Consider the following 15,539-nt stretch of genomic DNA (forward strand, 5'->3'; position numbering starts at 1 on the left):
CCTTAGGTTTACGTAGACACATGTACGTTCTGCCTGACTCAATCTGCCCACCGCATGACCGACCTGATGGCGTATCCGCCCTTCCCGGGCTTTCGGGACGAGGCATTCGACTTTCTCCGAAAGCTTGAGGACAACAACGACCGGGACTGGTTCAAGCCGCGGAAGGAGACGTACGTAGACGAGCTGCGCGGGCCGCTGGAATGCCTCATCGCTGATGTGGCACGTCGACTGCACGATGCGGGTCTGCCCCTCACGGGCGATCCGAAGAAGTCGCGTTTCCGAATCTATCGCGACACCCGGTTTTCGGAGGACAAACGGCCGTACAAGACGAACGTCGGCTGCGTCTTCGACCGGAGCGGAAGCAAGGACAAGAACGGTGTCATTTACGTTCACGTGGAGCCCGGTGCGTCCTTCATGGCGGGTGGCTTTTACCGCCCGGAGGTAAAATACTTGCGTCCCGTTCGGGAGCGCATCGCGAGCTCGCCAGCGGTCTTTTTCGAATTGCTGGCGCGGATGGAGGAATGTGGGCTTCCCGTGCATAGCCGGGACGATACGCTGACGGGCATGCCGCGAGGCTTTTCGCAATACAAGGACGACGAGGAGGTGGCCAACGTGCTCCGGTGGAAGCACTACCTCGTGACCCGCGATGTCAGCGACGACGACCTGCAGACGCCTGCGTTTGCAGAGCAGGTTGTGGCGATGGCTGAAGATGCGCGTCCGCTCCTGGAGTTCGTGTGGGATGCGGCAGAAGGCGGGGCGTAAGGCGATGAGGTTACAATGAGACGTGCCCGGGCGTGTATCGACCGGACCGGTTTTTGCCCTGGAAATCCATATCTCCCGCGGCTAAACAGGTTGTTTTTTTGGGACCGGAATCGCGAGTCAGATTCGCCAGAGCGTCATGTCACAATCACTTCACCCGCTGATCGACACGTTTTTCGAGGCCAACGTCTTGAAGGCCGATGGACCGGTGTTCGTTGACTTCTGGGAGCCGCGATGTCGGGCCTGTCAGGCCACGCGCTCCGATCTCGATCGTCTGGAACGCGAACTCGGTGAGAAAGCGAGGGTCATTTCTCTAAACGTCAACAGCTACCCCGACCTCGCCCACACGTTCGGCGTGTCGGCCGTCCCGACGCTGCTCGTCTTTCGCGAGGGCAGCGTCACGGCCCGACTGCAGGGCGCCCGAAAGGTTGCTGCTCTCGTCGACCGCGTTACCGAAGCCGTTTCCCGCAAGCAGGCGGCGTAAGTCGACGTTCGCGAGATGCGACGGCGGTAATCGCACGTTGGGTTGAAAACCGAATGACGGGGTCATAACCTGTTTGGCAGACAGCCTTCACCGATCCGGCGGCATGGAGCTCTCGACGATCGGTCCTCGCTGTGCTCACGACACAAGGCGTGGTTGATCTCGCGCACCGGATCCACTACGTCCTTACGAAAGGATCACCTTCAGGCGTGCGAATAGACATGAACGACCGCGCTTACGTTTTTGCGTTCCATCCGCCCCAGAGGTTGTAAGCGTATCTGGCGTTTTCCATTTCCCGCGGGTTCTTGCGCAGCGGATCCATGGCCCTTCTCTATTCGCTACTCTTGCTCGGACAATCGGGGCCGGCTCTGACCACCGACATGCTCGTCGTGCTCGGCGTCATCGCGGTCGCATTGGTGTTCTTCGTCACGGAAGTCGTTCCGATTGACGTCACCGCGATCGGCATCATGGTGGCCATGATTGTGCTGGAGCCCTGGACGCAGATCAGTCCGGCTGATGGCCTCGCTGGATTCTCTAGTCCGGCCACGATCACCGTGCTCGCCATGTTCATCATGAGCGAAGGCGTTCGCCGAACAGGGTTGCTGCGGATCCTCGGCGATCGCATCGTAGAATGGGGCCGCGGGAGCTTTTTTCGCCAGTACGCGACCGTGATGGGGCTGGCGGGTGGCAGCGCGGGCGTCATCAACAACACCCCGGTGGTGGCGATGATGATTCCGATGGTGATGAACATCGCCCAGCGAACGCGCACCTCGCCGTCGAAGCTGTTGATGCCCCTGTCCTTCATGGCGATGATGGGGGGAATGCTAACGCTCATCGGGACCTCAACGAGCATCCTCGCGAGCGACGTGTCAGCGCGCCTCATCGGGCAGCCGTTTTCGATGTTCGAGTTTACACACCTGGGAGCGCTTGTCACCGCGGCGGGGGGAGCGTACTTGCTGTTCGTCGGGTACCGCCTGATTCCCGAGCGCGTGAAGCCGACGGACGACCTCACCGATGATTTCCAGATGGGTGAGTTCCTCAGCGAGGTCGTGGTGCGAGAAGATTCGCCTCTCGTCGGGCAGACCGTCGGGCGCGTGTTCGAGAAGCTTCATCTGGATGTCGACATCGTCCAGATTATCCGTGATAGACAGCCGTTTCCGGCTCCCGTCATCAACAAAGAGTTTCGAGCGGGAGACGTGCTCATGCTGCGCACGAATCGTCCGACCCTTGTTGACCTGATGGCGTCGCAGAAACTTGACTCGCTCGCCCAGGTGAAGATCACCGACGAAGATTTTGGCGCGGGGGAGAGCAGTGAGGTACTGGTGGAGCTGGTGCTTCTCTCGGATAACCCGCTCGTCGGGGAAACGCTGCGCTCGGTTCGCTTCGCCCAGCGATACGACGCGTTGGTTCTGGCGATCCGGCGGAGCGGGGCCACCATCCAGGAGCGAATCGACGAGATGGTGCTGGAAGGCGGCGACACCCTTCTCGTACAGGCGTCTCCATCGGCGATGGCGCGGTTTACGCAGAACCGAACCTTCATCGTCGTGCAGGACCGTGCGCCGGATGTGCGTCGGGAGAAGATCGGCATCGCTCTGGCCGTATTCGCTGGCGTGATCGTCGTTGCGGCGCTGGACCTTCTACCGATCGTCGTTGCGGCGCTCGTAGGCGTTCCCGCGATGCTGGCGACGGGGTGCATTCGGCCGACCGAGCTCTACGGCGCGGTGGATTGGAGCGTGATTTTTCTTCTAGCCGGCGTCATTCCTCTCGGTATGGCATTGGAGCGAACAGGGGGAGCGGCGTACCTGGCCCATCTTTTCGCGGGACTGGGAGAGAACTGGCCGCCCTTCCTTCTGCTGCTCCTGTTTTACCTTTTCACTGCGCTCATCACGGAGGTCATTTCCAATAATGCGAGTGTGGTGCTGATGATACCGGTCGCTGTGGACGCGGCGGTGCTGACGGGAGCCAATCCATTCGCATTCGTGATGGCGGTCACGTTTGCCGCGTCAACGGCCATGCTCACGCCGGTCGGGTATCAGACCAACCTGATGGTGTACGGCCCGGGCGGCTACCACTTTACTGACTTCTTCCGGGTTGGCGGGCCGCTGCAGGTGTTGCTGGCGATCGTAACGTGTGGTGGGATTTACATGATCTGGGGACTGTAACCCGGCGAGCGGCCGGCACACGGTCTCGCCCATTGAGACGAAGGTCGTTGCGCCGTATACTTTCGAACGGATCGTTCTTCCCCTGACTTCCTCCCGGTTCTCTTATGCAAACCCGATCGTTCGGCTCAACCGGCCTCACCGTCACCTCGATTGGCCTGGGCCTTGCCGCGCTGGGACGACCTGGCTACATCAACCTCGGTCATGGCGATGACCTTGAGGGGCGCCGCGAGGTCGAGGCGCTCGAGCAGCACACGCACGATATGCTCGATGCGGCGTGGGATCTTGGGATTCGCTACTTCGACGCGGCTCGCTCCTACGGAAAAGCGGAATCGTTCCTCGGGTCCTGGTTGCGGTTGCGAGGACGTGCCGGGGAGGACGCTACCGTGGGGTCGAAATGGGGCTACACGTACACGGCCGACTGGCAGGTCGATGCCGACGTGCATGAGGTGAAGGATCACTCGCTAAGCGTGCTACAGCGCCAGTGGCCCGAGAGTCGGGAACGGCTGGGCGAACACCTCGATCTCTACCAGATTCACTCGGCAACGCTCTCGACCGGCGTGCTCGAGGACGACCAAGTGATGGGAGAACTCGCCCGCCTGAAGCACAACGAGGGCATTGCGATCGGGTTATCGCTCAGTGGCCCGAACCAGGCCGACACGCTCGAGCGGGCGCTGGAGGTGAAGGTCGACGGGGAGCAACTGTTCGATGCAGTGCAGGCGACCTGGAATCTGCTGGAGCCGTCGGCCGAAACGATGCTCCAGGCCGCGAGCGATGCTGGCCTCGGCGTCATCGTCAAAGAAGTGCTTGCAAACGGTCGATTGACACCACGAAACGATCGGGAAATATTTTCGGATCGATTTTCGCTGTTAAAGAGAGAAGCCAGCCGCCTGGATACGACGGTCGATGCACTGGCTATGGCCGCTGTTATCGCGCAGCCGTGGGTCGACGTCGCCCTGAGCGGAGCCGCGACGACCTCCCAACTTCGCTCGAATGTGGCGGCGCTGGACGTGCATTGGGATGACACGGCTTCAAACGCTCTGGCTGTTCTCGCTGAGGAGCCGTCCCAGTACTGGGACACACGCGGAAATCTACCCTGGAATTGAGGGCGATAGATTTGCGGCTCGCGGCCGAGATCCCGGCTTTATCTTAGAATTTCCTTTCTTCACCCAACATGCATGATGATGTTGGATATGTGACGGAAGTCAAGGGAACGTCGTACCGTAATAGGGCTTACGATTTCTCCATGAGCGAGAAGATCACACAAGCTTGATCCAACAGCGCATAGAAGCCGACCCTCGGGCTCTCGTCTTCCGCTCGACGCACCGTCCCCGGCTCCATCATCCTGGTATGAGAGGAGGTGAGTCGAAGCGTCGAGTGCTCAATTGTACGCCTCGTGGAGCGTGCTCAAAACGAGCCTCCCTGCTGCTCGACGGTTCCCGCGACGTTCCCTGAAACGCGCTCTCTCTAGTTCCCCCCTCTCCACCATTTCGCTCCCGGCCCCATGGACCTGACCCCATCTGACGTACGAAATCATTCGTTCTCCCGAGCCCTTCGGGGATTTGATGCTGAGGAGGTCAAATCGTATCTCCAGACCGTCGCCGACGAACTCGACACGCTGTCCGGTGAACGGAACGAGATGAAGTCTCGAATCGAGAAGCTCGAGAGCAAGGTCGAGCGGTATGGAGCCGTGGCTCGCGTGCTGGACGAAACGATTGACGACACGAACCGCTCGACGGAGGAACTCGTCCGCGATGTGAAGGCGAAGCTGGATGCGGCGAAGGAGGACGCAGAGGAGGTGGCGCGGAATGCGGAGGAGCAGGCGCGCGCGATCCGTCGCAAGACGGCGCAGCTCCACGAACGGATTCGGCAGGAGGCCGACGAGGTCACCGAGCAGCGCCGCGACCTGGCCCGCCGACAGCAGAAGCTGATGCAGATTACGGCCCAGCTCACAGAGCTGGCTGGTGGGCAGATCGACGCGGAGGCATCCTCTAGCGACGGGGCGGCGAACACCTCCACGACGCCGCCGACGCTCTACTCGGGTGGCCGCCCGCAGGAGGAGGCGGGGCAGAAGGAGAAGAAAGAGAAGACGAAGCAGGAGTGGATCGACTCGCTCTTCCCGAACCGCCTCGGTGCGGGGGACGCACCACAGCCAGAGCGGGAGCCGGCACAATCCACGTCAGAACCCACGTCACAGGAATCGGAGGAGCCGGCAGAGGGGCAGAAATCATCGGGCTCGTCTCACTTCGAGGCAATCAAGCAGGATGTGAAAAGCCAGGGGGGACAGAAGCAGGCGCGCCCGTCAGCCTCGGACGATGATGAGGATGGGCCGTCGACGAATGAACTGGAGCGCATCTGGGATATTTTTGACCAGACGCAATAGTAGGTCTGAAGTTGGAGGCATTCCGCGCCTCTGAAAATCATACAAGACGTTGTGCGGCCGATCTCTCAACTGGGAGATCGGTCGCTTTTTGTTTGGGGATGCTACCGCCGCAACAATTCCGTGAACGGGTCCCCCGCACGTACAACTTCGATATTCGTTCGTGTGTACGTATCACGTTCATTCACACTTGATACATGAAAGAAGCGTCTCAATCTCGAGACCGCGTCACGTCCATTTTCTTCGGTGGAGCGCGTCTCCACGGTGCGGCGTCGGTCTCGTGCTTTGCCGATACACCTGGAGATGACGGATCGATGGCTATGGACTATGTACCGCAACGGATCGCATCGACGCGTTCTTGGATGACTGCACGTCTCCTTCTCGCGGCGACCGCTTTCACCATCGTTGCCTCGTTTGGGAGCGCGGAGTCGACGTATGCTCAGCGCATCGTCGAGGTAGATGGGCCGGGCGATGGAGAAACCACGTACATGATGCAGTCGCCTCGGCCACTCGGGGACAACGTGATGGTGCGCGCGCTGGGCGTGCGGGGTCGCGACGGACAGGTTCGCTATGCGCTCATGGTGCGCAACGTGACAGAAGGAGCGGCCGTGACCCTCATGGCGAACAGCGAGCCCGTCGAGGTTCTACGCACGGACGTGACGACGCGCACTCCTCGCACGCTTTCTGTATACATCTCGCCATCCGGGCTACTGACCCTAGCTCATGCTGCCTCCGCAACCATCTCGATTGGTGGAAACCAGTACCCTTTTCCCGGCGAGGTAAAGGCATCGCTGACGACGATCCACGAGAAGACCCACTAGCGGAAAGGGACACCGTTAGCAACGAAGCAAACGGAAACGCCCCCGAACCGGCGCAGGAGCCGGCGGGGGCGTTCTTGCTATAAACCGAGGAATCTCAGGAGTGAGATGGGCACTGATTAGCCCTTCGTCGGCGAGTTGTACTGTGAGAGCACTCGAAGCGTGTGGGTCCGTACGGTCGTCGAGGGATCCGACTGGAGATGCCGCACGATCGCACTCACCTGGGATTCTAGCTTATCCATTGCGTGAAGGGCATCAAGGGCGCCCATTCGCACATCGTCATTCTGGTCCTCATCGAAATACATTCTGGAGAGGCGATCGGCGAAGTACGTCGGGTCGATTTTCGAATTCTCGCGATCGGCGAACTGTTGAATCAGGGAGATTCCCTGTTTTTGTGTTTTCGGGTCATCGGAGTTGAGCATCTCTACGATTTGAGCCTGGACCCGTTGTGTGTACACGGCGTCCGGGGAAGCCGAGCTCTGCGCAAACGCGGAGGGAGCGGCGAGAAGCAAGAGCGCGAGGAATGCGGCGGCGGAGCGGAAAAAGAGATGTCGATACATGGCGAAGATAGTGTTTGCTGATGCGAGCACGAGAAGGTGACGCTGAAAACATGGACGCAGTCCGCGGTGCTGCGTCGCCAACGCCACTTTTAAAGCGTATTGGAAAGGAAAAAGGTTACAGCGCTCTGGCAAAATGTGCCTCGTGATGTCCCGGTCTTGAGCGGGCTCGATGGATCAAGCTGAACCGAAGGGTGGGTGCACAGGTAGAAATTTTCCATGTGATGCCGGTCCTGCGACGACCGCTCTGCGTCTCCTCTTTTTCCGTCAGATCGCTCCGTGAGCACCGACGTCCCGTCTCGCAAAATTATCCACGTCGACATGGACGCGTTCTATGCGTCGGTGGAGCAGCGGGACTTTCCGGACCAGTATGCAGGGAAGCCGATTGCCGTAGGCGGTCGGCCGCCGCGAGGGGTTGTGATGACAGCGAGTTACGAGGCGCGTCCGTACGGCGTCCACTCAGCGCAGCCATCGGCCGAAGCAAAGCGCCTGTGTCCGGATCTCATCTTCGTCAAGGCGCGGATGGACGTGTATCGGGAGGTGTCGCGGGACATCCGTGCGATTTTTGAGCGCTACACCGACCTCATCGAGCCGCTGTCGCTCGACGAAGCCTACCTGGATGTGACCGAGCCGAAGCAGGGGCCGCCGTCCGGTACACTGATCGCCCGCCAGATTCGGGAGGCGATTGCAGAGGAAACCGGGCTCACCGCGTCGGCTGGCGTGGCCCCGAGCAAGTTTCTGGCAAAAGTTGCGTCGGACCGAAATAAGCCAGATGGGCTGACGGTCGTGACGCCGGACGACGTGATGAGCTTCATCGCCGCCCTGGAGATCCAGACCTTTCACGGCGTGGGGCCGGTCACGGCACAGCGGATGCGGAATCTCGGCATCCATACCGGAGCCGATCTGCAGGCGGTCGACGAGTCCGACCTGGTGAAGCACTTCGGCCGTCGAGGGCATTTCTTCTACCGGATCGCTCACGGACGAGATACGCGGCCGGTGCGCCCGAATCGAACCCGGAAGTCGGTCGGTGCCGAGCGCACGTTTCGTGACGACATCGCGGAGCCGGAGGTCATGATGGAGCGTCTGGAGCCGCTGGCCGAGCGGGTGATGCGGCGCATCGAACGAGCGGAGCGCCGGGGGCGCACAGTGACGCTCAAGATGAAAAGCTTCCGCCACGAGGTGTCGACCCGGCAGGTCACGCTCGACCGGTTCGTCCGCTCGCAGTCCGACCTGCTTGCCATTGCCCGGCGCCTGCTTCACGACCCGCACCCACCCGAGGAGCCTGTGCGGCTGCTGGGGCTGTCGGTCTCGAATTTGACGGATCCGGAAGCGGAAGTCTTTGCCGTTCAGATGGAGTTGCCGTTTCCTTGACGGTTTTCGCTCTGTTGATGTCTCATTTTTTTGGACGACCAAAAAAACGAGACGCAAAAAAAGTCGCACCAACTGGCACTAGATCGCTTCGCTCACGTCGCCGGCGGTCCGCGCTTCGTCTAGCGCTACGACTCCGCCGCAGAACGAATCAAACTCGCCCGCACGGCGGGCTCAGACACGGATTCGTTCTGGTTTGCGGCTTCGTCTCCGCGCTCAAGACGACGAACCGCGCAAGGCCGGGGGGACCGCTCTTTCGTTCGAGCCTGGTGTCCGTGCCGCTCGTTCGATTTGCTCACATCGCCGAGAGGCGGCTTCTGGTTCAGGGACCACGACCTCAGGAGCCGGCCATCGTTTCGGCCCTCGCGAAGATCGGCGGCTTGGAGGGATCGGGAAGCGGAGCGTCCCTACATCTCCACGTTTCGAAGATTAGCAGATCGGTAAGAAGGGGAAATTCTCCTTGTTTGAGCCCTTGAAGCAATGCGGTCCATCATTGTTGGACTGCTTCTAAAAGGGGCGAGTTTGGAGAATTTCAGCGGAGCGAACCGGGCCCTCAGCCGATCTTCGGCAGGCCTTGACCTTTTTTATTGCATGAGTCGCTTCGCTCGTCTCTGCTGGTTTTTTGGTCAAGCAAAAAACCGGCACTGAGGAATGGGACAGCGTTCTCGATCCTTGGTGTCTCATTTTTTGGATCGTCAAAAAACGAGACGCAAAAAAAAACGACCCGGCGGTCCGCGCTTCGTCTAGCGCTGCGCCTTCGCCACGGAACGAATCCAAAGGGCCCGAAGGGTCATCCCGGCGACTCGCGAGACAAGCTCGCTCAAACAAGGATTCGTTCTGGTCGTGGCTTCGTCTCCGCGCTCAAGACGACGAACCGCGCAAGGCCGGGGGTACAGCTCTTTTGTTCGGGCCCTGGCACCTTTGTCGCTCGTTCGCTTCGCGCACATCGCCGGGAGGTTGCCTCTGGTTCAGTGACCGCGACCTCAGGAGCTAGTCGTCGTTTCGGCCCTTGGAGACGTTCGCCGCGAGGACGGGAGCGGAGGCGCCGCGTCCAATCGCTGGTTGGTCTGCCGGTTAGCGAAAACGTTTGGTGGGAAATGCTCCCTGTCCGCAGACCTCGAAGCAGCACTGTCAATGACTTGCAGATCTCCCTCAGAGAGGTCAAGTTTGGAGCATTTCAGCGGTGCCAGAGCGGACGTCAGGCGAAGGTCTCCCCGGCCTTGACCTTTTTTGCCGGTTTTTGGGTCAAGCCAAAAATCGGCACCAGGGAGTGGGAGAGCGTACTCGACCTGCAGTGGCTGAATTTCCTGACGACCAAGAAAGCGAAACGCCAAGTCAAAAACGGTCGAGGCGATTGGGGGCGGCTTCACGGCTGTGATGTCCAGGTCAGCCATCTTGAAGAACTGTAACGATCGGCATGTCACATACCGAGCCCAATTGACTCTATCATCAGTCACTCATATTGTACACATGCATGTGTAAAAGATGAGGGGCGCTTGGTGTCGGGACTGAGCGCTCTTCTTCATTCGGTTGGAAGGGATCAAGACGGTGGATGGGTATGGACGTCGGATGTGTGCACATTCCCCATGTCGGAGCGTGGGCGATTCGAGAGTGCGAGGGGCAAGACGATCTGGGGGAACTGGTTGTTGTCGAGTCGGGGCGTGTGGCGTCGGCGTCGGTTGCGGCGCAGTCGGCCGGAGTGGAGCGCGGCATGACGACGGCCCGCGTGCGAACGCTCTGTCCGGACGTCACCGTGCGGCCGCGCGACCCCGCGCTGGAGGCGGCGGCGTGGCAGCGCGTAGAGGCCCGGCTGAATGAAGTAACTCCGTACGTGGAGACGGAGTCGCCGGGTCGTGCCTTCGTGCGCCCGCATCGGCGTGCACGCCTGGCTGAGGTGATCGATGACTTGGGCGCGCGGGCGGCCCTGGCGCCGTCGCGGTCGGTCGCTCAGCTGGCAGCGGGGAAGGCGATTCGCGGCGAACTGCTGAAGATTGACGCGGAGCACGTGACGAGCTTTCTGCGCCGCCTGCCGGTCGGTGCGCTGGCGGAGGCCGTCGTGCCGGCGGACGTGGCGGAGCAACTGGCTCTGTTCGGGTACGGGACGGTCCACGCGGTGCGTGCGCTGTCGAAGCGCCACCTCACCGCCCAGTTCGGGGATGACGGCGCTTGCCTCCATGCGTTTCTGCATGATGACGATCCGCCGATATCGGCGTACGTGCCGCCGCCCTCGATTTGTGAGTCGTACACGTTCGAGCACACGCACGACGAGCCGGGACGCATCGAGACGATCCTGGTCGAGCTCGTCCAGGATGCCGTCAAGCGGCTGGAGCGGCGGACGACGCAACGGCTGACGGTGCGGCTGGAGGAGCGAAATCGGCAGACGCAGACCGCCGCGCGCACGCTGCGCGAACCCAAGGAAGATGCCGGGGATCTCGCCGGGCTGGCGTCTACGCTGCTCCACACGCTCGTGCACGACGGCATGCGGGTATCTGCGGTGTCGGTCGAGCTGGGGGCGCTGGCGACGCCGGCCGGTCGGCAGGGGCGCCTTTTCAACGAGCGGCCCGGCGTGCGGAAGGTGATCGAGGCCGTCGAGCAGCGCTATCCTGGCGCCGTCCAGCGGGTCGTGACCGAGGCGGCCGCCATTTTCGACGAAGACCGATATGACTTCGTGCCCGTCCGAACGGCCTGATCTCTACCTCACCCGCTCGTTTCTCCACATGGTTGCTACCGCCGAGTTTGACAAATGCGACGCGTCTTTTCATCCATCGAGGTCGAGTGCCGGAATGACGTGCCCGCACGGGTGCACTGGAACGACACCAGCTATCGCGTGGAGTCGCTGGTCGAGTGCTGGGTGGTGGAGACGCGCTGGTGGGCCGACGCCGACTTCAGCCGCCGCGTGTACTACCGCCTCTACACCGACCGCGGCGTGCTAGAAGTCTTTCGCAGCGGCGAGCGGTGGATTCTCGCCCGGGTCTCTGACTGAAAGACAAGGCTAAATTTCGAGTGCGAAAGGCGAAATGGCTGGAAGCGTGAAGGTGGGGAGGTACGGAAGTGTGGAAGTATGAAAGTGTGAAGGTGGGGAAGTATGAGGGTGTGAGAGTTCTCAGCATCGAGCGGTATCGTCAAGCCCGGTACTCTCGATTGGGTCTGTTGTCTATGCCCTTCAGCATCCCGAACTCTGAACTCTGGCTACCGGGCAGTTTGATTGCACTACGGAATGTCTCCGTCCGACATCGAGAAACCGGCCTCGTCGGTCTCATGCGTCTCGGAAATGAAGCATTATCGTCGAGAAATAACGCACTCTCACACTCCCATACCCACATACTCCCACTCGTTTCGGAGCAGCTGCGCCGGGGAATGTTGACGGGACACAGGCCCGAGTGAAAGTGTCCGGCAGCCAGCCCTGAACGCTGAACCTTGAACTCTGAACTTTGAACGCTGAACCCTAAACTTTAAGCCTTTTCCCTATCGTTCACCTTCACACCCGAAGCTGGTTTTCTTTTCAGGACGGCGGGTCGTCGCCGGAGGATCTGGCGCGGCGGGCGGCGGAACTGGGCATTCCCTCCGTGGCGCTGACGGATCGGCACGGCGTGTACGGTGCCGTGCGTTTTCAGAAGGCGTGTCGGGAGCACGGCGTCCACCCGGTGATCGGGGCGGAGGTGGACGTCGCACCGGTCTGGGACGAGGAGGACGCCGGGGCCAACGCAGCACCACTCGTGCTGCTGGCCGCCTCGCGGGATGGGTATCAGCACCTCTGTCGCATTCTCACGGCGGCGCACCTGCGGGACCGGGAGGCTCCCTTTGCCACACTGAGCGATCTGTCCACGCATGCCGGCGAACTATTCTGCCTGACCGGCACCTACCACAGCCGATGTTGGTCGCTGGTGGATGCACGGCGACACGATGGTGCCGTGCGGTGGATCCGGACGCTGGAGCGCATTTTTGGCGATCACCTCTCGATCGAAATCAGCAACCACCTGCGGCCTGGCGACAAGAAGCGGATGCAGCGCCTTGACCGTCTGGCCGAAGCGACCGGCGTCCCGCTGGCGGCCACGGGAGACGTGCGCTACGCCATCCGCGAGCATTACCAGCGGTATGATCTTCTGACCTGCATCCGGGAAGGCGTGACGGTGTTCGATGCGCATCCCGCCCGGCCCCGCAACGCAGAGGCGCTGCTTCGCGGGGAAGCCGCGTCTCGTCGCCTCATCCCGTATCCCGGTGCCTGGGATCGGGCCACCGAGATCGCCCGCGCCTGCCGTGTCGACCTGATCCCGGACGCGCTGACGACGCCCGCCGCACGCTACGATGCTGACCTTCCACCGGAAGCGTACCTGCGGCGCCTCTGTCGCACGGCTCTGCGTGATCGCTACGCGCCGGGCAACCGTGCCGAGGCGCGAAGGCGGCTGAACGATGAGCTTCAGACGATCCGCGACCTCGGGTTGGACGAGTTCTTCCTGGTCGTCCGTGAGATCGTAGAAGAGGCACGCAATCGAGGCATTCGGTGCAAGGGGCGGGGCTCGGCGGCGAACTCGATCGTCGCCTATCTCCTCGGCATCACCGGCGTCGACCCGATCGCCCACAACCTGCTGTTCGAGCGCTTCCTACATCGCGGCCGGAAGGGGACGCCGGACATTGACGTCGACTTTGACTCCGACCGCCGCGATGAGGTGATCCGGTGGATGGAGGAGCGGTTTGGGATCGAGCAGACGGCGATGACAGCGACGCTTGTCACGTACCGCCTCCGGTCGGCGCTCCGCGAAACCGCCAAAGCCCTCGGCTGGCCGCTCGACCTCATCAGCGACCTCACGGCGCAAGTGCCAGGGCGCGGCGCGGCCTACGTGTCGGACTTCAGCGAACGCATCCGGCGCACCCTCGGCGACACGCCGCTCGTGGACACGCTACTCAAGATGACGGCCGCCCTCGATGGTTGTCCTCGTCACCTCGGGCTCCACAGCGGCGGGATGGTGCTCTCGCGAACGCCGCTCGCGCACTACACGCCGGTGCAGCAGTCCGCCAACGGGGTCCGGGTCGTGCAATTCGACAAGCACGATGTCGAAGCTCTCGGGCTCGTCAAGTTCGACGTGCTCGGGCTGCGCATGCTGGCGACGCTCAGTGAGGCAACCGACCTCATGCGGCGGCACCAGACCGATGCGGCACAGGACGCACTGCCGCTCGACGATCTGCCGCTTGACGATGTGCAGACCTTCAATCTGATTCGCACGGGCAAAACCGTCGGTCTTTTCCAGATCGAGTCGCAGGGGCAGATGCACCTGCTTGCCAAGCACCAGCCGGAATCGTTCGGTGACCTGATTACCGAAATCGCGCTATTCCGACCGGGGCCGCTGCAGGGCAACATGGTGGATCCATTCGTGCGTCGCCGCCGGGGGCAGGCGAAGGTCACGTACGACCATCCGTCGCTCCGGCCGATTCTCCATGACACATACGGCATTATTCTTTTTCAGGAGCAGGTGCTGGAGGTTGCGCATCAGTTCGCGAACATGCCGCTGGAGGATGCCGACAAGTTTCGGCGGCTGATGTCGTCGTTCCGCGATCCCGGCGAGATGGAGGACATGCGGCAGCGGTTTGTCGACGGAGCAGTCGAGAACGGTGCGACCGAGGAGACCGCGCATAGCGTGTTCGACAAGGTGGCGGGCTTCGTCGGGTACGGGTTCTGCCGCAGTCATGCCGCCGCGTTCGCGCAGACGGTCTACCAGTCGGCCTACCTGAAGGCGCACCATCCGGCGCCGTTCTTTGCCGCAGTGATGCAGCACCGGCCCGGCATGTACAGTCAGATGACGCTCGAAGAAGAGGCGCGGCGGTTCGGAGTCGTGATTCGTGGGCCCGACATCCACCGGTCCGGGGTGCGCTTCGATCTGGAGCCATGTGCGGATGCCGGTACCGGGTGGGCGATTCGCAAGCCTCTCGCCAGCGTGAAGCACGTGTCGCCGGAGGACGCACAGGAGATCGTGTGGGCGCGCCTCGACGGGCCGTTCGAATCGGTCGAAGATCTGTACACGCGGGTGGCCATGGACGTGGATGCGTTTCGCAGTCTTGCGCGGGCCGGGGCACTCGACTCAATTTCCGGCTCCAGTCGTGGAGCACTCTGGGAGGTAGGCGTACTGCACCAGCGCCTCGGTGAGCCCGGACGGCAGCTGGATCGAACCCTGTTCGACCAGCCGGTTGTGGTGGAGGCTGATGTGCCAGACCTCCCCGAACTCGATGAGTCCGAGCGTCTGAGCTGGGACCTGCAGACCCACGCCGCTGCACGCCGTCACCCGATGACCCTCGCCCGGCGGACGCTGCAGGACCTGGAGATCCGGACGGTCGACACCTGCTTCCGCTTCGGGCGCTACGTCCCGCTCAACCCGACGGGGCCTCCGCCACGGCTGACGGTGGCCGGCCTCGCGATCCTTCGCCAGAGACCCTCATCGGCGTCTGGTGTCACGTTTCTCACGGTCGAGGACGAAACGGGATTTATCCAGTGCATTGTATACCCGAAAGTCTGGGCCGCCTACGAGCACGTCCTCACTGCCGGGCATGTCATCGTCCGCGGCCCGCTTCAGGTGGATGGAAACTGGCGCGGCCTCGTCGTCGAAGAGGCGTGGCGTCTCGACGGCATCTTCGGCGGATACGAAGGCCATCCGAGTGCTTCGGGCGGACGCGATCGCTGGATCCGTGGGCTGAGCTCGGAGCAGGAGGACACGACTCCGACTCTGTTGCCGGATTCATCATCGGAGGGCTCTTCCGTTGACTAATGCTGATCGCGGGAATCCACGAGACTCGCGTTTGAGGTGAGCACGTCGGTCATGCGCCTGACAGCTCCACTGGCTCGGTGCGTCGCCTCATTCTGCAGGACAAAAACGCCTGTTTGCGCAATGGTCGCGCATAAAGAATCAGCGGCTCGGTTCCGTAGAGGCGGGTATATCGGGACTTCGACGGGAAAACAGAGATGCGCTATGACCTCTCGGAGCATCAGGGGCAGGCGCTTCCTTGGGCCAGGAAGGCACCGGAGTCACC

At 61.8% G+C, this 15,539-nt stretch carries 12 protein-coding genes; 11 read left to right on the plus strand and 1 reads right to left on the minus strand.

All coding sequences use genetic code 11. The features are described 5' to 3' along the window. Positions 1-54 precede the first annotated feature (54 nt). From CRI94_RS14115 to CRI94_RS14140, 6 genes are all read left to right on the plus strand, one after another. Positions 55-762 carry a DUF2461 domain-containing protein gene (locus tag CRI94_RS14115; protein ID WP_098077073.1) on the plus strand — a complete coding sequence of 236 codons (708 nt, stop codon included), beginning with the start codon at positions 55-57 and terminating at the stop codon, positions 760-762. A gap of 136 nt (positions 763-898) precedes the next feature. Continuing rightward, the gene (locus tag CRI94_RS14120; RefSeq protein ID WP_098077076.1) at positions 899-1,243 is read left to right on the plus strand and encodes a thioredoxin family protein; all 345 of its coding nucleotides are present in this window, start codon (positions 899-901) and stop codon (positions 1,241-1,243) included. Positions 1,244-1,560: 317 nt separating this feature from the next. Next, complete coding sequence (locus tag CRI94_RS14125) at positions 1,561-3,402, plus strand: SLC13 family permease (RefSeq protein WP_218919402.1); 1,842 nt, start codon at positions 1,561-1,563, stop codon at positions 3,400-3,402. A gap of 104 nt (positions 3,403-3,506) precedes the next feature. Beyond that, a complete protein-coding gene (locus CRI94_RS14130; RefSeq protein WP_098077079.1) occupies positions 3,507-4,505 on the plus strand; it encodes an aldo/keto reductase in 999 nt (332 codons plus the stop codon). Positions 4,506-4,903: 398 nt separating this feature from the next. After that, positions 4,904-5,782, plus strand: a complete 879-nt coding sequence (locus CRI94_RS14135) for a DivIVA domain-containing protein (RefSeq protein WP_098077082.1) — start codon at positions 4,904-4,906, stop codon at positions 5,780-5,782. Positions 5,783-5,976: 194 nt separating this feature from the next. Next, a complete protein-coding gene (locus CRI94_RS14140; RefSeq protein WP_098077085.1) occupies positions 5,977-6,600 on the plus strand; it encodes a hypothetical protein in 624 nt (207 codons plus the stop codon). A 116-nt stretch (positions 6,601-6,716) separates the two neighbouring features. Here CRI94_RS14140 and CRI94_RS14145 read toward each other — a convergent pair whose 3' ends face one another. Beyond that, positions 6,717-7,157, minus strand: a complete 441-nt coding sequence (locus CRI94_RS14145) for a HEAT repeat domain-containing protein (protein ID WP_098077089.1) — start codon at positions 7,155-7,157, stop codon at positions 6,717-6,719. A gap of 276 nt (positions 7,158-7,433) precedes the next feature. On the opposite strand from CRI94_RS14145, the gene dinB reads away from it, so the two are divergent. The 5 genes from dinB to CRI94_RS14170 all read left to right on the plus strand — a co-directional run bounded on the left by dinB (position 7,434) and on the right by CRI94_RS14170 (position 15,277). Continuing rightward, positions 7,434-8,525, plus strand: a complete 1,092-nt coding sequence (gene dinB, locus CRI94_RS14150; RefSeq protein ID WP_245846204.1) for a DNA polymerase IV — start codon at positions 7,434-7,436, stop codon at positions 8,523-8,525. A gap of 1,136 nt (positions 8,526-9,661) precedes the next feature. Further along, positions 9,662-9,931, plus strand: coding sequence for a hypothetical protein (locus CRI94_RS14155; protein ID WP_143815419.1), 270 nt, complete (start codon positions 9,662-9,664; stop codon positions 9,929-9,931). 149 nt (positions 9,932-10,080) lie between these two features. Beyond that, positions 10,081-11,211: a DNA polymerase Y family protein gene (locus tag CRI94_RS14160; protein WP_179862326.1), complete on the plus strand. Its 1,131-nt coding sequence runs from the start codon at positions 10,081-10,083 to the stop codon at positions 11,209-11,211. Between the two features lie 54 nt (positions 11,212-11,265). Further along, positions 11,266-11,505 carry a hypothetical protein gene (locus CRI94_RS14165; protein WP_098077099.1) on the plus strand — a complete coding sequence of 80 codons (240 nt, stop codon included), beginning with the start codon at positions 11,266-11,268 and terminating at the stop codon, positions 11,503-11,505. 484 nt (positions 11,506-11,989) lie between these two features. Continuing rightward, complete coding sequence (locus CRI94_RS14170) at positions 11,990-15,277, plus strand: DNA polymerase III subunit alpha (protein WP_098077102.1); 3,288 nt, start codon at positions 11,990-11,992, stop codon at positions 15,275-15,277. The last annotated feature ends 262 nt before the right edge of the window (positions 15,278-15,539 follow it).

It is taken from the genome of Longibacter salinarum, from assembly GCF_002554795.1.
Classification (GTDB): Bacteria; Bacteroidota; Rhodothermia; order Rhodothermales; family Salinibacteraceae; genus Longibacter; species Longibacter salinarum.